The 18,303-nt window shown below is 39.8% G+C and carries 17 protein-coding genes; 10 read left to right on the forward strand and 7 right to left on the reverse strand.

The genetic code is table 11. The features are described 5' to 3' along the window. The first annotated feature begins 23 nt into the window (after positions 1-23). On the forward strand, positions 24-437 hold the full coding sequence (locus FTV32_RS06485) for a hypothetical protein (RefSeq protein ID WP_035265004.1): 414 nt from the start codon (positions 24-26) through the stop codon (positions 435-437). Between the two features lie 58 nt (positions 438-495). Here FTV32_RS06485 and FTV32_RS06490 read toward each other — a convergent pair whose 3' ends face one another. From FTV32_RS06490 to hemF, 5 genes are all read right to left on the reverse strand, one after another. Further along, complete coding sequence (locus tag FTV32_RS06490) at positions 496-1,101, reverse strand: SRPBCC family protein (protein ID WP_035265008.1); 606 nt, start codon at positions 1,099-1,101, stop codon at positions 496-498. 172 nt (positions 1,102-1,273) lie between these two features. Then, the gene (locus FTV32_RS06495) at positions 1,274-3,097 is read right to left on the reverse strand and encodes an acyl-CoA dehydrogenase C-terminal domain-containing protein (protein WP_035265010.1); all 1,824 of its coding nucleotides are present in this window, start codon (positions 3,095-3,097) and stop codon (positions 1,274-1,276) included. A gap of 380 nt (positions 3,098-3,477) precedes the next feature. Beyond that, positions 3,478-4,266 (reverse strand): shikimate dehydrogenase, encoded by a 789-nt coding sequence (gene aroE, locus FTV32_RS06500; RefSeq protein WP_180028247.1) that lies wholly within the window; start codon positions 4,264-4,266, stop codon positions 3,478-3,480. An 84-nt stretch (positions 4,267-4,350) separates the two neighbouring features. Next, positions 4,351-4,563: a hypothetical protein gene (locus FTV32_RS06505; RefSeq protein WP_035265018.1), complete on the reverse strand. Its 213-nt coding sequence runs from the start codon at positions 4,561-4,563 to the stop codon at positions 4,351-4,353. Between the two features lie 241 nt (positions 4,564-4,804). Further along, positions 4,805-5,746 (reverse strand): oxygen-dependent coproporphyrinogen oxidase, encoded by a 942-nt coding sequence (gene hemF, locus FTV32_RS06510; protein WP_035265021.1) that lies wholly within the window; start codon positions 5,744-5,746, stop codon positions 4,805-4,807. 245 nt (positions 5,747-5,991) lie between these two features. Between hemF and hemN the strand changes: the two genes are divergently transcribed. Continuing rightward, positions 5,992-7,362 (forward strand): oxygen-independent coproporphyrinogen III oxidase, encoded by a 1,371-nt coding sequence (gene hemN, locus FTV32_RS06515; protein WP_035265024.1) that lies wholly within the window; start codon positions 5,992-5,994, stop codon positions 7,360-7,362. An 87-nt stretch (positions 7,363-7,449) separates the two neighbouring features. Here hemN and ribA read toward each other — a convergent pair whose 3' ends face one another. After that, positions 7,450-8,052 carry a GTP cyclohydrolase II gene (gene ribA / locus FTV32_RS06520; RefSeq protein WP_180028265.1) on the reverse strand — a complete coding sequence of 201 codons (603 nt, stop codon included), beginning with the start codon at positions 8,050-8,052 and terminating at the stop codon, positions 7,450-7,452. A 317-nt stretch (positions 8,053-8,369) separates the two neighbouring features. Here ribA and dxs point away from each other — a divergent pair, with 317 nt between their 5' ends. The 8 genes from dxs to FTV32_RS06560 all read left to right on the forward strand — a co-directional run bounded on the left by dxs (position 8,370) and on the right by FTV32_RS06560 (position 17,095). Beyond that, positions 8,370-10,274 carry a 1-deoxy-D-xylulose-5-phosphate synthase gene (gene dxs / locus FTV32_RS06525; protein ID WP_180028248.1) on the forward strand — a complete coding sequence of 635 codons (1,905 nt, stop codon included), beginning with the start codon at positions 8,370-8,372 and terminating at the stop codon, positions 10,272-10,274. Positions 10,275-10,392: 118 nt separating this feature from the next. Next, positions 10,393-11,223, forward strand: a complete 831-nt coding sequence (locus FTV32_RS06530; RefSeq protein ID WP_035265030.1) for an inositol monophosphatase family protein — start codon at positions 10,393-10,395, stop codon at positions 11,221-11,223. A gap of 408 nt (positions 11,224-11,631) precedes the next feature. After that, complete coding sequence (locus tag FTV32_RS06535) at positions 11,632-13,446, forward strand: DEAD/DEAH box helicase (RefSeq protein WP_180028266.1); 1,815 nt, start codon at positions 11,632-11,634, stop codon at positions 13,444-13,446. Positions 13,447-13,868: 422 nt separating this feature from the next. After that, complete coding sequence (locus FTV32_RS06540; protein ID WP_035265033.1) at positions 13,869-14,687, forward strand: ABC transporter ATP-binding protein; 819 nt, start codon at positions 13,869-13,871, stop codon at positions 14,685-14,687. Beyond that, complete coding sequence (mlaE, locus tag FTV32_RS06545; protein ID WP_035265034.1) at positions 14,684-15,463, forward strand: lipid asymmetry maintenance ABC transporter permease subunit MlaE; 780 nt, start codon at positions 14,684-14,686, stop codon at positions 15,461-15,463. The genes FTV32_RS06540 and mlaE overlap by 4 nt, the downstream gene beginning before the upstream one ends. Next, entirely contained in the window at positions 15,463-16,143 is a 681-nt protein-coding gene (locus FTV32_RS06550) for an outer membrane lipid asymmetry maintenance protein MlaD (RefSeq protein ID WP_180028249.1), read from the forward strand. Before mlaE ends, FTV32_RS06550 begins: the two co-directional genes overlap by 1 nt. Positions 16,144-16,162: 19 nt before the next feature. After that, on the forward strand, positions 16,163-16,795 hold the full coding sequence (locus FTV32_RS06555; protein ID WP_035265038.1) for a phospholipid-binding protein MlaC: 633 nt from the start codon (positions 16,163-16,165) through the stop codon (positions 16,793-16,795). Between the two features lie 39 nt (positions 16,796-16,834). Then, positions 16,835-17,095, forward strand: a complete 261-nt coding sequence (locus tag FTV32_RS06560) for an STAS domain-containing protein (RefSeq protein WP_218947382.1) — start codon at positions 16,835-16,837, stop codon at positions 17,093-17,095. Between the two features lie 108 nt (positions 17,096-17,203). On the opposite strand, the gene FTV32_RS06565 is transcribed toward FTV32_RS06560, so the two are convergent. Then, positions 17,204-18,217: a CorA family divalent cation transporter gene (locus tag FTV32_RS06565; protein ID WP_035265042.1), complete on the reverse strand. Its 1,014-nt coding sequence runs from the start codon at positions 18,215-18,217 to the stop codon at positions 17,204-17,206. Between the last annotated feature and the right edge of the window lie 86 nt (positions 18,218-18,303).

The raw sequence follows: 18,303 nt of genomic DNA on the forward strand, positions 1-18,303 counted from the left end.
TCTCATCAAGATAGGTAATAAAAATGAAATTAGTTCTAGTGGCTTCAATCTTGGGATTGGCATTCGTTGGTTGTGCTGATAAAAACAAAAATAGTGAGCAAATGTCAGAACAAGAGAGACCAGCGTATTTAAATGCTGAAGCTTCTGCGCCTGTTGATCAAGTTGCTCGTGCTGAAGGTGAACAGGTGATCCATTTTACTGGACCAATGGATTTAACATTAGAGCTAAAAACAAACGACAATTTTCAAACGGCTGAACTCAGGGATAACTCGGATGCGGTTTATCACTTGAAGAGCACGGTTGCAGCAAGTGGTGTAAAACTTGCAAATGAAGATGGAGTTTCAATTCATTTTAAAAATTTCAATGGTTTGAATGAGGGAACAGTTGAACTCGTGAAAGATAAGCCAATAGAGATTAAAGAGTACCGTGAGCATTAAAATATATGCATTAATTTACAACACCTGATTGGTTGGTCAATCAGGTGTTTTTAATCCCTTAATTTGAGCTTTGATCTTCAACATATTTTTTTAAATGATTGGCCATTTCCCACTGAGAACCAATAAAACGATACAGGGCTTCAACTTCTTGTTTTGTCGCGCCTTGAATAAATTGATCGTCTAAAGTTACTTCAATAGTTCGTTCAAATTCTGTGCTATTAGCATTGATACGGTCAAATTCATAGGTAATTTTTGAATGGATTGGGACTTGAGCAAATTGCTCTATGGTTGCGATAACAAACTTCTTATCTTTCTCAAACTCAATCACATGCCATTCATTATTCCAATCTTTTATGCCTGGAATTGGGCTGCTAATAAATTCTTTGAAAGTCGTACCTTTTTGAACACGAATATTCTTAGACTCAATGGCTTGAGTTGCACCCACATTAATTTTTGGCCAAAGATTCACATTGGTTAAAATATTGAAGACTTCACTCACAGGGCGATGAATAATGACCTCAGCAGATCCACTCGTCGAGTAATTCAAATGCTTTGTTGAATACGTCGTGGTTTGTTGGTGATGTTTAATATCCGATTCAGCGAAGCTATTTGTAGCGAGAAAGACTGCACTGAGTAAAGAGAAGGAGATCAATGTCTTATGCATATTATTTTCCTTTTTGTATATTGATAAAAGCTCATTTGGAATATTTATATCGCTTGATCAAGATACCACTGTTGTATTCTTGCTCTAAATGTAATTTCGTATTCTTAAAGTACAATGGTTTATTGAATTAATAAAAAAAGACCGCCTTGGCGGTCTTTTTCTCTATGAAATCTTAGTAATCAAAACTGAAGTGTTCAGCTTCTAAAGACATTAAAGTTTTCGAAGGGTTAACCATAGATTCAGCATGACCTTGGGCACGTGGAAGTAAACGCTCAAAGTAGAAATCTGCAACTTTGATTTTCGCTTTATAAAACTCAGGAGTTTCTTGACCATCACCTGATGCTAACTTCGCTGATGCCACTGCCGCTTGTTGAGCCCAGTAATATGCCATCATTGCATAACCAGAGAACATTAAGTAATCCACAGAAGCACTTGAAACGATGTCGCGATCTTTGCGTGCAGCAAGCATAATACGTACAGTTAATGCATTCCATTGTGCACAAATCTTAGTTAAGTCCCAAGCAAAACGGCGCATGTATTTATTGCGTGCGTGCTGGCCACAGAATTTTAAGATTTCAGCTGTATAGTCACGAACGACTTTACCTTTAGAAGATAACAGTACTTTACGACCGATTAAGTCTAGTGCTTGAACACCAGTTGTACCTTCGTAAAGCGTTGAAATACGTGCGTCACGAACGATCTGCTCCATACCATGTTCTTTGATATAGCCATGGCCACCAAAGACTTGCATACCGTGGTTTGCTGCTTCTAAGCCTAACTCAGTTAAGAAGCCTTTCAAAATTGGTGTGTAGAAACCTAGTTTATCATCGTAATCATCAAACTTCGCTTGATCACCTTGAGCTAAAGCATCAGTCATCTTGTCAGCTAGCTGTGCAGCATGATAGATCATTGCACGGCCACCTTCAGCAATGGCTTTTTGAGTCAAAAGCATACGGCGAACATCAGCATGATGGATAATTGAGTCAGCTACTTTTTCAGGCTCTTTTTTACCTGAGAGTGCGCGCATTGACATACGTTCTTTTGCATAAGGTAATGCACCTTGGAATGCAAGTTCTGCATGTGCTAAACCTTGAACAGCAGTTCCGATACGCGCCGTATTCATGAAGGTAAACATTGCGTGTAAGCCTTTGTTGACTTCACCAATCAGATAACCCGTTGCAGCATCAAAGTTCAGTACGGCAGTAGCAGATGCTCTGATCCCCATTTTGTGTTCAATAGAACCGCAAGTCACAGGATTGCGTTCGCCTACACCACCATCAGCAGTTGGGATGAATTTTGGAACGATGAATAATGAAATACCACGCGTACCAGCTGGAGAGTCTGGAAGACGTGCCAACACAATATGAATGATATTTTCAGTTAAATCGTGTTCACCCGCAGAAATAAAGATTTTAGTACCTGTGATAGCATAAGTACCGTCACCTTTAGGCTCAGCTTTAGTTTTAACTTGACCCAAGTCTGTACCACATTGTGGTTCAGTTAAACACATTGTGCCTGACCATGTACCAGCAGTGAGGTGAGGCATGTAGGTGTTTTTCTGTTCTTCAGTACCAAATTGCATGATGGTATTCATACAACCCATACTTAAGCCCGGATACATCGTGAAAGACCAGTTTGCTGTACCCATCATTTCTGATTTGATCAGGTTCAGCGACATAGGCAGTGCTTGACCACCAAACTCTTCAGGATACGAAAGACCTTGCCAGCCACCTTGTACAAACTGCTCGTAAGCTTCTTTGAAACCTTTAGGCGTTTTGACTTCGCCATTTTTAAAATGACAGCCTTCTTCATCTCCAGACTGATTAAGTGGAGATAATACATTTTCACAGAAATCTGCAGCACCTTCGATAATCATATCGACAGTATCAGAGTCAGCAGCTTCGCCGTTGCTTAGAGTTTTATAGTGCGCAGGATAATCAAAAACTTCGTTCATTAAGAAACGAATATCACGTACGGGCGCTTTATATGCAGGCATTGAACTTTTCCTAATTTGAATAGAGAAAATACTTGTTAGATGATCCGATTATTGACCTACAACACTAAAAAAACATTGATGTAAGTCACGGAAATAAATGTCAGAATTGCGAATTAGTGTTTAGGCTCTTGAATGAATATAAACTGAATTCATTTGTTGTAGTAGGAGTTTATTAGAAAAAATAATATTATTAATACATAAGCTTAGGTTGGTTTTGTTGAGTGGATGATCATATGTTTAATTTGAATTTATTCAATTTGAATATGCACTAAAAATATGTCACTAAAATCAATTCGAAGAGATTTAATCGATATTATATAGAGAAAAAAGTGCAATTTAAAAAATTGCACTGTTCACAAGGCACTAAACGTGTGCAAAAACTAAATAAAATCTTTTAATTCTGGACGCACACCATTCCAAATCGCGAAAGATTCAATCGCTTGTCCAACGAGCATTCCAGATCCTTCTGCAGTCGGAATTCCACGCTGTTTCGCTTGATCAAGGAAAGTGGAAGGTTTGCCATAGGCCATTTCATAGGCATATTTGAATTTTAACTGTTGAGGTAGAGTGATTGCATCGCCAGATAAGCTTGCCGAGGTAGCATTAATAACAATATCAAATTCACCTGCTATGTGATCAAGACCACAAGCGTTTAGCTCTAGATCTGGGACAGCAGGTTGTAAGTCCTGAATCAATTGCTCTGCGCGAGCAACCGTTCGATTAGCAATCATGATTTTATTTACACCAGCTTTATGCAGTGGATAAATCACGCCACGTGTTGCACCACCTGCGCCTAAAATAAGCACGCTTGCTTGCTCAAGAGGCCAATTTAAATGTTGAATGGCTGCAACAAGTCCTTGGCCATCGGTATTGTCGCCATGCAATACACCATCTTTCATCCATAGTGTATTTACTGCTTTTGCAATTTTGGCACGTTCAGTGAGTACATCACATTGTGCAAAAGCTTGTTCTTTAAACGGCACCGTGACATTCAGACCAATACCACCAGCCTTAAAAAAATCATTGATACTCTGTGTAAAACCATCGAGAGGAGCAAGGCGTTTGTTATATTCAAGGATCACCCCAGTCTTTTGTGCGAACGCATGATGAAGCTCTGGAGATCGAGATTGTTCAATGGGATTTCCAATTACGGCAAATTGTTTGCGCATTGCTCTAATTCCTGATGAAGAAGTGGCAAACAATATACGTCAAATGCAGAAAGTTCCCAATATGAACATATTCAATGAAGTGTATTAATGACTTGGGTTACAAATTTCAAATAGGGTATGAAGTAAAATATGCGCAATGTTGAGCAGTAGACCAACAGCTGCAAACACCATCAAGCTAAAACCAAAGCTATCATTGAGTAGTGTTTCTGAAAATATAGTGGTACTGATTGCACTCAAAAGAGCAATAACCAGTGTCCAAAATACGACAACACGTGCGCGAATAGAGTTGTGTTGCATATCGATTCCTTATGCAGAAGTAAAAACTTCCATGAGTAATACAAGTAAAAATTGATTGTACAGTACTTTGCTTAAATTAAACTTAAGAGCTGTGTCAGAAGTGTGACAAAATTTAATCAATTTTATCTATTGTGCCTTTTTTCTAAGAGAATGTAATGGAATTATTCAATTTCGTTAGACAATGGGATGAATATATTGCTCAACAAAAAAGCCCTGTTTTAACAGGGCGAGTGATTTACATTTAATGCAGTTCAGCGAGCCAATCTCTCGGTTTTAAATAGTAGTCGGTTAATTTTTTTTCAGCAGAGCCTTCATCCCATTCAGGTCTGTATTTCCAACCCGTTAATGGAGGAAGACTTACTAAAATAGACTCAATTCGACCGCCAGTTTGTAATCCAAATAACGTCCCTCGATCGTAAACTAAGTTATATTCCACATAGCGCCCACGACGATACAATTGGAAATCGCGTTGAGCTTCACTATAGGGTTTATCTTGATTACGTTGGAAGATTGGTAGAATCGCATTGAGATATCCATTGCCTACAGCTTGCATGTATTTAAAACAAGTTTCGAAATCCCACTGATTTAAGTCATCAAAAAATAACCCACCGACACCACGTTGTTCATCACGATGCTTCAAATAAAAATAATCATCACACCATTTTTTATGATCTTGGTAGACATGATCGCCAAAAGGTGCACAAAGATCGTGCGCAGTTTGATGCCATGATTTAACATCTTCATCATTCGGATAAAATGGCGTTAAATCAAAACCGCCGCCAAACCACCAAATAGGATCTTGTCCTTCTTTTTCTGCGACAAATAGTCTTACGTTGGCATGTGAGGTCGGCACATTTGGATTTCTAGGATGGATCACTAAAGAAACCCCCATGGCTTGTGCTTGTGCACCAGCTATATGTGGGTGCCGTTCGGTAGCAGATGCTGGTAACTTTGAGATATTGATGTGCGAGAACATCACACCACCTTTTTCGATCACTGTACCATCTTGCAATACGCGTGATCTGCCACCACCACCTTCGGGACGTTCCCAATCATCGATCTCAAATTGGGCATTACCGCCACCTTGTTGTTCTTGTTGTTCAAGCGCAGCACAAATTCGAGTTTGTAAGTCGAGTAAAAATTCACGAACACGTTGAATATCTGCAGAAGTCGGGTGTGACATACCAAGCCTCTTGGGCAATGAAAAACTAGCTACATCAAAACATAAATTGTATGAAAGATTAAGGTGATTTTATCGATATAGCAGATCGAGATTTAAGTTTAGTCAGGGTAAACGTACTTTGTGATTTGAATTTACTTATGAATCCTGACCAAGATACTAGGTTGAATTAAAAGAATAAGCTCCTCAAAATAGGATGACTGAAAGCAGTTAAGCTTTTAATATGTGGTGATTTTAAAGGTGGGGATATGTTCGAAAACGTTGTTTCACTGGTGCAAAAATATAATGTTCCAGGTCCTCGATATACGAGCTATCCCACAGTTCCGTATTGGGAGCAGTCGACCTTTGATCAAGTACTATGGCAGCAAAAACTCAAAATACGTTTTGATAATTCGAATAGCCAGCATGGTATTAGCCTTTACATTCACTTACCTTTTTGCGAGTCCTTATGTACTTTTTGTGGATGTCATAAAAAAATCACTAAAAAACATGAAATGGAACAGCCCTATATTTTGGCTTTGTTAAAAGAATGGAAATTGTATTGTGAGTTATTTGTAGAGCGTCCTTTGATTAAAGAGATACATCTAGGCGGAGGGACACCTACATTTTTTTCTCCTCAGCATCTTAAACAGTTGATTGATGGGCTTTTAGCGTTATCAGCAGTAGCTGAAGATCATCAATTTAGTTTTGAAGGACATCCTAATAATACTTCCTACGAACATTTAAAGACGCTGTTTGAATTGGGTTTTAGACGCGTTAGCTTTGGTGTGCAGGATTATAATGAAACCGTGCAGAAAGCGATCCACCGAATTCAACCTTTTGAACACGTAAAGCAGGTTACAGAATGGGCGCGTGAAATTGGTTATACCTCTATTTCGCATGATTTGGTCTACGGGCTGCCCTTTCAATATTTAGATGATGTTTTAAACACAATTGATCAAACCATTCAAATTAAGCCAGATCGTTTAGCCTTTTACAGTTATGCGCATGTACCATGGATCAAAGGCAATGGGCAACGCGGTTTTAAAGACCATGATGTTCCGCGCGATGAAGAGAAAAGACAGTGTTATGAGCAAGGAAAACAAAAATTATTGTCTGCTGGATATCATGAAATAGGAATGGATCATTTTGCGCTTGAGCATGATGATATGTATCAGGTATTTCAAGCCCAACAGTTACATCGTAATTTTATGGGATATACCGTTTCAAAAACAGAAGTGATGATTGGCTTAGGGATGTCAGCTATTGGCGATTGTTGGCAAGGTTTTGCCCAAAATGAAAAGACGCTTGAAAATTATTATGCTCGATTAGAACAAAACGAAATTCCAGTTTTTAAAGGTCATCTTTTAACAGAAGAAGATTTGAAAATCAGAAAACACATTTTAAATCTCATGTGCCACTTTGAGACGAATTGGCAAGGTGACATGGATTTTGCACAGCGACCACAAGTTTTAGAAGATTTAGCTGAAATGCAAAATGACCAACTTGTGAAGATGAGTGAATATGGATTGAAGGTAACGGAAGCTGGAAAACCATTTGTACGAAATATCTGTATGGCTTTCGATTTAAGGTTAAAAAGAAACAAACCTGAAAATCGGATATTTTCTATGACGATATAGTCATCTTCACAAATTAGATTGAGTCTAAGTGAAAAAATACCCCTAAGCATCGGGGTATTTTTTTACAACGATTAAATTATGCTGTAGTTAAAAATCATCCTTTTGATACATATGTGACATGCGCTCATGTTTGGTTTTTAAGTATTCTTCATTGAATTTATTCAAACCGACCGTTAACGGGACACGATCAACCACATCAATTCCTAAATCAGTTAAAGCTTTAATTTTGAGAGGATTATTCGTAACCAGTTTGACTTTTTTCACTTGTAAGTGATCCAGCATGATACTGCACATATCGTATTTACGCGCATCAGCGGGTAAGTTGAGCATCAGGTTGGCATCCACTGTGTCATGCCCTTGATCTTGCAAGGCATAAGCACGAATTTTATTGGTTAAACCAATACCACGACCTTCTTGACGTAAATATAAAATTACGCCTTGTCCTGCTTCGTTAATCAGTTTTTGAGTTGCTTGAAGTTGTGGGCCACAATCACATTTTAATGAAGCAAAAGCATCACCTGTTAAACATTCGGAATGGATTCTTACCAAGACAGGAGAGGTGGGTGCTGTATCTAATCCTTTTGACAATGCTACGTGTTCTTCACCTGTTTTAGGATCTTGAAAAACAGTGATTTTAAAATCACCAAAGGCAGTGGGTAATTTAGATGTGGCAACAAACTCTATAGGCACAGCGACTTCCATTACATGTTCATAATTTGGCTAAAGTATAGCTGAATGATCAGACCATAGTTGAGTATCATTGTGCAAATTTACACAGAAGATTTCCTTTTTTTTGCAAAGCACAAGATAATAGTTGATAAGTAGCATCGATATTCAGGATAATCTAGCTACCTAACAACGCCCGTTTAGCGAAAGCTTAACACTGGACCAATATAAATGTGGTTGATTTAAGGTGTTTTTTTTCGATTTCTCGATCAATAAGAAGAATCGAGCTAACCCATTTACCTAGCTTAGGATTTGCCAGGCTTTAGAAGGCATTGCCACATATGTTGTATACCGAAATACCTAGTCAACGTCCTGTTACGCCTTTGTTGGATGCGATTGATCATCCAATGCAATTGCGTCAACTAGCCAAAGAACAATTGAGTCAAGTGTCGGACGAGCTACGTCAATTTATTTTGTATGCTGCTGGACAAAGTGGTGGGCATTTCGGTGCCAATCTGGGTGTAATCGAATTAACTGTTGCTTTGCATTATTGTTTCAATACACCACATGATCGTCTTATTTGGGATGTGGGTCATCAAGCATATCCACATAAAGCTTTGACTGGACGTCGTGAGCAACTAACAACAATTCGTGCAAAAAATGGCTTAGCGGCGTTCCCCGCTCGTGAAGAGTCTGAGTTTGATACTTTTGGTGTGGGCCACTCATCAACTGCTATTTCAGCGGGTTTGGGAATGGCTTTAGCTCGTCGTTATCAAAAAGATCCTTGTGAAGTGGTTGCAATTATCGGTGATGGTGCAATGACAGCAGGGATGGCATTCGAAGCCATGAATGATGCTGTTGCACATAATGCTGATCTCATGGTGGTACTGAACGATAATGATATGTCGATTTCATGTAGCACGGGTGGTTTTGCAAAACATTTGGCTGCGATTTGGGAAAAAGGGCAATCTGTACACATTGATGAGCAGGGTAATCCATTTATTCGGGATTATCCTGAGTGGGACTACACTTCACGTTTACATTGTGCTGCTACCGAGGCTGCGGATAACTTATTTAAAGCGATTGGATTTGACTATTTTGGTCCATTCGATGGTCATAACGTCGATGAACTTGTTAATGTATTTAGTGCCTTAAAAAAACGTAAGGGGCCGCGCTTAATTCATATCTATACCAAGAAGGGTAAGGGCTTCGCACCTGCTGAAGCAAATCAAATAAAATATCACGCAATTGCTAAATTAAATGCTGCACCAGCTTCAACAAAAGCACCCAAATATTCTGATGTTTTTGGGCAGTGGTTGTGCGATGAAGCCCAGTTAGATGATAAGTTGTTAGCCATTACACCTGCCATGTGTGAAGGTTCAGGTATGGTGCAATTCGCCAAACAATATCCTGATCGTTATTTTGATGTGGCAATTGCAGAACAACATGCAGTGACTTTAGCTGCAGGTATGGCATGTGAAGGTTTAAAACCAGTAGTGGCAATTTATTCAACCTTCTTACAGCGTGGTTATGATCAGCTCATACATGATGTGGCATTGCAAAACCTTGATGTCACATTTGGTATCGATCGTGCAGGTTTAGTAGGTGAGGATGGACCAACTCATGCTGGTGCATATGATTACGCATTTATGCGTACAGTTCCGAATATCGTGATTATGGCACCAAAAGATGAAAATGAATGCCGTCAAATGCTACATACCGCTTATTTGCACCCGGGTCCTGCTGCAGTACGTTATCCACGCGGAAATGGTTTAGGTGTTGAAATTCAAAAAGAACTGACAGCGCTTGAAATTGGTAAAGCTGAGTTAACTTTAGAGCTGAATGTAAAAGCCGAAGAAGTGATTACTATTTTAGCTTTCGGTAGCCGCGTGAGTGTTGCAGAAAATGCTGCTCAGCTTTTAGTTGATCAATTGGATGTTGCAGTACGCGTTTTGAATATGCGTTTTGTTAAACCCCTAGATGGTCAAATCATTCGACAATATGCAGATCAAACCCAACTTTTTGTAACGGTTGAAGAGCATGCAGTCATGGGTGGTGCTGGAAGTGCTGTGAATGAATTTATAATGGCCGAACACATTCTCAAGCCAGTTTTGAACATAGGCTTACCTGATCAATTCTTAGCACAAGCCAGTCATGGTGAGATGCTTAAAGATTGTGGATTGGATGCAGAAGGTATCCAATCTTCAATTCAACAAGCTTGGTTAAAGCTTGTACAGGTGGTTTAAATACAAGTCATAAAATTTTAGAAACATTTTTTACCTAAAAGCGCCGATATTTGATAAAATGTCGGCGCTTTTATGCATTATTCTTTATCAGTATCTTCAAATTTGTAGTGGGTGTTCAATGGAACCTATGGTGGTGATGGCTGCGCGTGCGGCTCAAACAGTTGGTCAAGAGCTTTTAAAAGCGCATCAGAATCGTCATAAACTTGATCTGCAAGTTGAAGAAAAAGGTATCGAAGGTCCTGTGACTCGCGTTGATCGCTATGTTGAAGAGTTGACGATCGATATCTTGCGCAAAAGCTATAAAAATCACAGCTTCCTTGGTGAAGAGTTTGGTATGCAAGAAGGTAAAGGTCACGATGCTGACTGGTGTTGGGTGATCGATCCTTTAGATGGTACTTTAAACTTCATTAATGGTGTCCCACACTTCTGTATTTCTATTGCAGTTCAACACAAAGGCGTGACTCAACACGGTGTTGTGTATGACCCAATCAAAGATGAATTGTTCTCTGCGAGTCGCGGTCGCGGTGCAATGATGAACCAACGTCGTATTCGTGTGAATGTAAAAGATAGTTTAGATCGTACATTCTTGGCTGTTGGTCATGCATATCGTGCTAAACGCGATGGCGAAGTAGTTTCTTATGCAAAAAATCACTTCGATTCTTTGTTGGCTGTATCTGAACAAGGTGCTCAATTCCGCCGTTTAGGTTCAGCAGCACTCGACTTAGCTTATGTTGCTGCTGGTCGTTACGATGGTTATTTCGAACTTGGTTTGAAACCATGGGATATCGCAGCGGGTGAGCTAATCGTTAAAGAAGCTGGTGGTACAGTAGTTGATGCGCGCGGTGGTTCAAATTCAATGGAAAATGGTCAAGTCTTGGCTTGTTCTATGAAATTATTGAAACCATTGATGCAAGCAGTTGTCCCAGCTTGGGGTGCTGCTGCTAAATAAGCAGATCAAATTTATGAAAGCTCCCTAATAGGGAGCTTTTTTATCTCCAAAACATGATAAATTTGAATATTTGTACTTCAATGCATCAAAAAGCAATTAAACTTAATGACATTATAAAAAAATCTGTTATACTCCGCGCACGCACTAAATTTCGTTCATTACCTGAACATTTCTCTTCTATATTGTGTATGCGCGTCCGGTCCAAAGAGAGGACATTATTTCGCGCCCCACCCAATCGCTAAAAGCGATTCCTTCAGGTTCAGGCTGTAATCATGTGTGCGTTATACGCATCGTCGTTCTCGGATCGCCGCTGATTCTATATTTTCAGCGATTATTGCTGTACCGCTTTTTGCCGATGTCCATCAGACTTTATTTAATGGAGCACCCAATTTTCGGGTGAAAAACTCTATGAGCAAAACTTTTGCTGATTTTCCACTACACGAATCACTTCAACAAGCATTACAAGCATTAGGCTTTACATCGCCTACTCCTGTTCAGGAACAATCAATTCCTGCTGCTTTAGATGGTAAAGATCTTTTAGTATCAAGCCAAACAGGTTCTGGTAAAACTGCTGCATTCTTATTACCTACACTTCACGCTTTAGCGGGTAGTGAAGATACGTTGCTTTCTTTCAAAGAGCGTATGCGTGCTGTAACTGCACCTACAATTTTAGTACTTTGCCCAACACGTGAATTGGCTCAACAGGTCAGCCAAGATGCGATTGCATTTGTACGTCACATGAAAGGTGTTCGTATTGCTGCGATTATGGGTGGTATGCCTTTTGGTAAACAAATCCAACAATTAAAAGGTGCACAAGTTGTTGTAGCGACTCCAGGTCGTTTACTTGATCTTGTAAACCGTCGACAAATCAAATTGGACAAAGTTAAATCATTAATCGTAGATGAAGCAGACCGTATGCTTGATCTTGGTTTCTCTGAAGATTTAGAGGCGATCAGTGATTTAGCGGGTAACCGTGATCAAACATTAATGTTCTCTGCGACTTTCGCACCACGTATTATTACGTTGGCAGAACGTATGATGAATGAACCAGAACGTATTGCGATTGAAACTGGTCACACGACGAATACTGACATCACTCAGACTTTACATTGGACTGATGGTTTTGAGCACAAGAAAAAGCTTTTAACACATTGGTTAAATGAAGAAGATCTTGATCAAGCTGTTGTATTTGCTTCTACGCAAGAAGATACAGATATGCTTGCAGAAGAACTGTCTGAAGCTGGTCTTTCAGTTGTAGCACTTCATGGTGCAATGCCACAGACTGTACGTAACCGTCGTTTGCGCAGCATCCGTGAAGGTCGCGCAAAAATTTTAGTTGCAACTGATGTTGCAGCACGTGGTCTAGATGTACCAACAATTTCACACGTGATTAACTTTGGTCTTCCAATGAAGAACGAAGATTATGTACACCGTATTGGTCGTACAGGTCGCGCAGGTCGTACTGGTAAAGCAATCACATTAGCGACTTACCGTGAACGTGGTAAAATTCGTGCTTTAGAAGACTACTTAGATGCACGTCTAGAAGTTTCTGAAATTGAAGGTCTTGAGCCATCTCCACCTCCAGCACGCGGTAGTCGTGATGGCGCTGGTCGCGGTCGTGGCCGTGGTGGTGAAGGCCGTGGCCGTGGTGGTTTCGGTGGTGGTCGTCGTTTTGAAGGTGAATCAAACTTCAAACGTCGCGAAGGTAACCGTGATGGCGAACGCCGTTCGTTTGGTGAAGATCGTCCACGTCGTGAATTCAATGGTGAGGATCGTCCACGTCGCGAGTTTAACAACGACCGTCCACGTCGTGAGTTTAATGGCGAAGATCGTCCGCGTCGTGAGTTCAACAACGATCGTCCACGTCGTGAATTCAATGGTGAAGATCGTCCACGTCGCGAGTTTAACAATGACCGTCCACGTCGTGAGTTTAATGGCGAAGATCGTCCACGTCGCGATTTCGGTGACCGTCCGCAACGTTCATTTGATGATCGTCCAAAGCGTGATTTTGGTGATCGCCCTCGTTCTAACGATGACAATCGTGGTAACCGTGTAGATTATAAACCTCGTGAAAACAGTTTTGGTGACCGTCCAAAACGTGATTTCGGTGACCGTCCAGCACGTCGTGAAGGTGGTTTTGATCGTCCAAAACGTACATTTGGTGATGACCGTCCAAAGCGTGAATTCAATAGCGATCGCCCACGTCGTAAATTTAACGACTAATCGGTATAGCTAAATAAACCAGCCTTCGGGCTGGTTTTTTATTGCTCATAAAAAAAAATCTGTTAGAATAAAAGTGAATAAGTTCACATTATTTATGGTAAATGTAAAATATGAATAATAAGATTATAATGATTGAGACGAAGCAAATGAATGTTGGTGCAATCATGATGTACGTGTTCTTTTTATTGGTATTACTTAATCTTGCCTATTACTTTTTTAGTATCACATTATAAATTTATAAAAAATAATAATTTCAAATCATTGTTTCATAAATAAAACACATCTTTCTATAAGCAAAATTAATAAAAATGATCAATAATGTTACAATGTCCGCTTAACCTTGTATTTTATAAATAACATTTAAATTCAGTTATTTCAGAGTATAGTATGCAAGCTGAAAAATTGTAGGAACACGCTCAGCTATGAATAATCAAATACAAATCGATGAGCAAGCGTTGATCGAAGTAAAAAATCTAAGCTTTAATCGTGGTGATCGTGTTATTTACGACCAAGTCAATTTAAAGATTCGTAAGGGTCAAATTACTGCCATTATGGGGCCTTCAGGGACGGGTAAAACCACGCTTCTTAGACTCATTGGGGGGCAACTTGTACCTGATGCAGGCGAGGTTTTGTTGGATGGCAAAAATATTAGTCAAATGAGTCGTCAGGAATTGTTTAAAGCACGTGCTCGTATGGGGATGCTCTTTCAAAGTGGTGCGCTTTTCACTGATATGACTGTCTATGAAAATGTAGCTTTCCCTATCCGCGCCCATACTCAATTGCCTGAACATTTGATTGCAGAACTGGTCGCTTTAAAACTCGAATCTGTGGGATTACGTGGAGCTGAGCAAATGATGCCTTCTGAGCTTTCAGGGGGGATGAATCGCCGTGTGGCGTTAGCTCGTGCAATTGCACTAGATCCAGATTTGATTATGTACGATGAACCATTTGCTGGTCAGGATCCCATCGTAATGGGGGTTTTAACCCGATTGATTCGTTCTTTACGAGAAGCGTTAGACCTAACGACCATTATCGTGTCTCACGATGTTGCTGAAACATTATCGATCGCAGATTACATTTATGTGGTTGCGGAAGGTAAAGTACAAGGCGAGGGCACACCTGATCAGTTAAAGAATCATAGTTCGCCTTTCGTTCGTCAATTCTTAACAGGTTCGGTCGAAGGTCCTGTGGATTATCAATTTAGTCATCAAGCATATTTAAGTGATGAGGTGCGTACATGAATGCGATAGCCTCACTAGGTAGACGCGTTATAGAACGTGTTCAAGGTATTGGCGTTGCAGCCATTATGCTAGTTCAAATTTTATTTTCGATGCCGACTTGGATTGGAGTCAAACTCTTTATCTATCAAATGTATCGTGTTGGCGTATTATCATTGCTTATCATTGTGGTGTCAGGGCTGTTTATAGGCGCAGTCTTGGGTTTACAGATGTATAGCATTTTGGTCACTTTTGGTAGTGAAGCGATGCTTGGAGCAGCAGTTTCGTTGACCTTGTTGCGTGAACTTGCGCCAGTGGTTGCAGCTCTTCTTTTTGCGGGGCGTGCAGGATCTGCTTTAACCGCCGAAATTGGTTTGATGAAAGCGACTGAGCAATTGTCTAGTATGGAAATGATCGGTGTTGATCCACTTAAACGTATTATTTCACCACGGTTATGGGCGGGTATATTTAGTTTGCCTATGCTTGCCGTAATTTTTGCTGCTGTGGGGATCATGGGCGGAAAAATGGTCGGTGTGGATTTTTTAGGTGCTGATGAAGGTTCGTATTGGAGTGGTATGGAAAGTGCCGTTCAATTTTATAAAGATGTCTTTAATGGCACGATCATCAAAAGCTTTGTATTTGCTTTAATCTGTACGTGGATTGCCGTATATCAGGGGTATTCATGCGAGCCTACATCAGAAGGCATTGCGACAGCAACAACAAGAACGGTAGTGTATTCATCACTATGTGTTTTAGGATTTGATTTTGTTTTGACTGCGGTCATGTTTGGAGGTGTGTAATGAAATCACGTACGAGTGAGCTCGCAGTTGGAATATTCGTGATTCTATTTGGTTGTGCATTATTTTTCTTGGCAATGAAAGTAAGTGGCTTAGCTGGGACAAATTTAAAAGACAGTTATAGCATGACCGCAACTTTTGATAATGTGAATGGTATTAAACCACGTGCTAAAGTTGCACTGAGCGGTGTAAAAGTTGGTGAAGTTGAGTCAATCACATTAGATCCGTTAACACGTCTTGCAACAGTGAAAATTAATTTAGATGGTGAGCTGACATCTTTCAATGATGAACAACTTAAAACTGTGCAAGAAGGTGCTTTAGAAGAGTTGCGTTATAGCAGTGACTATGAAGCTGCGACGCCATCGCAACAAAAAGAAATGGAAAAGCAACTGATCGCTAACATGAACTCCATCACCAATATTGATGAAGATGCTTACATTATGGTAGCGACAAATGGCTTACTGGGCGAGAAGTATCTCAAAATTGTTCCAGGTGGTGGTTTAAATTATTTAAAACGTGGTGATCAAATTGGCAACACACAAAGCACAATGGAAATTGAAGACTTAGTGTCTAAATTTGTGACTGGTGGTGCTGGTGATTCAGCTGCGAAAAAAGATTCAAATGGTTCATCAGATGCAGAAACTGTAGAATTCACAGATGAAACTGCTTCTTTTGTTGAATGATTAAATAGAGGAAAAATAAATGAATACGTTCGTAAAGCAAACACTGACTGTTAGCGTTTTATCGACGATGATTGCGAGTACAGCATTTGCTGCACCTACGGAGACTCCTCCTGCATTTATCAAAAAAGTAGCTGATGGCTTAATTTCACGTTTAAAAGCAGACCAAGCTAAGTTACAAAATAACCCTGCTGCGGTACGCGCAATTGTTCGTCAAAATTTAGATCCATATATTGATTCGCAATCATTTACTCGTATCGTGATGGGAACTTATGCGACGAATCAATATAGTAATGCTGCTCAACGCGCACAGTTTGAGAAGAACTTCCGTGAAACATTGATTGAAAACTATGGCAGTGCTTTCTCTAAGTTTTCTAATCAGACATATACAATTCGTCCGTATAAAGCATCTAACACTAAAAACCCTGTTGTAACGATTGATTTTATTAACAAGGGTGAGAAGATCCCTGTATCGTTCCAATTGGCTGATAAAGGTGATCAGTGGAAGATTCGCAATATCAACGTTTCTGGAATTGACTTAGGTTTGCAATTCCGTAATCAGTTTGCTGCTACTGTGAAGCGTAATGGTGGCGATATCAATAAAGCAATTGCAAACTTCAAGCCTGATGCTGAAGCTGCAGTTGAGAAAAAATAACAGAGAACAATTGTGATTTCACTCAATGATCAAGAAATTATGGTTTCTGGAAAAATTAGTTTCGACAATGCTGAACAGTATTATCAACAAGGTTTAGTGTTGATTCAGCAGGCAAAGCAGTTTCCACTTACTGTAAATTTATCAGGTCTTGAACATGGTAGTACTCTGGCGCTAGCTGTTTTAGTGCGTTTATTGCGTCAAGCACCTGGAACATCGAGTTTACAGTTTAAATCTGTGCCAGAAAAAATGATGAAAATCATTCAATCTTGCCATTTAGAAAATGATTTAAAATTGATTTGATTGAAAAATAAAAAAGCACCTTAGGGTGCTTTTTTATCGCTTTAAAATAGTAATTTACTCAACAGAAGGTACTTCATACGTTGTTTAAAAAACGCGACATCAAAGCGCTCAAATCCATTTTTTCCATCTAAAATAAATGAGTGGTCCAAATAGAAACACTAGGATAATCAGACTGACAACAACAAAGCTCGTCGTTCCTTGAGCAAAGGGCAGTACATCAGTATTCATACCATAAATACTGGCCACCAACATCGGGGGAGCAAGCATACTAGGTAAAATCGAGAATCGACGAATCGTATCATTCTGTTCAGTATTAATGAAACCTGAAGTGGTATCCAATAGGAATCGAACCTTTTGGAACAAGAATGCATCATGTTCTACTAATGAGCGGACATCCTCACTGAGTTCTCGAATATCAGCATCATAAATATGACTGCCTAATGCACGGGGTCTGGCTAAGAACGTTAGGACGCGGCGTAAGTCAATCAAACAGAGTTGTGCTTTACCCAACATATCTTCTTTTTGAGCAAGACGGGTAATCATATCATCGAGATCAAGAATTTGTTCACGGTGGCGAACATTCAATACTTCTGTAGAGTAGAGTTCTAAATCCTTGTGGATATCTTCTAAGATATCCGCAAGCTCATCGAGTTTAGCTTCGAGTAAACCCAAAAGTATCCAAGTCGGATCTTTATAGTCAATGTCGTAATCATTACGGCGAGCACGTGCTCGAAAGGCACGGAAAGCAACGAGCTTTTCACCACGTAAAGTAAATAGTCGATCTTTATGTAAAATAAATGCAACGGTTTGAACCGTTCCTAGCATATTGGATGACTCTTCAGGGTCACCATCGACTTGGTAGTTTTTATTTTTCGTTAAAAAATACGTACTGATATGTAAAATGCCATCATCATCACGGTAGAATCGCGCAGATGATGAAATATCTTCTAATGATTTTAGTGTTGGAAGATTTTGTTTATAGGCATCTAAAACCCATTCTTGCTCATCTTGAGAGGGTGCAATTAAATCGATCCAAACCAATTCAGGGTGTAAATCAAACCCACCATTGATCGTTGCATCTTCTAGACTACCGCGCTCTGTGGCATAAAAGGCTTCAAGCATTTTATCTTTTCTCCCTTGCGCAGTTTGTGTGTGAACGATGGGTGTATTTTAGACAAGGATGCCATGAAAAAAAACTGATTCCATCA

The sequence above is a fragment of the Acinetobacter sp. YH16032 genome, assembly GCF_013417345.1.
Lineage (GTDB): Bacteria > Pseudomonadota > Gammaproteobacteria > Pseudomonadales > Moraxellaceae > Acinetobacter.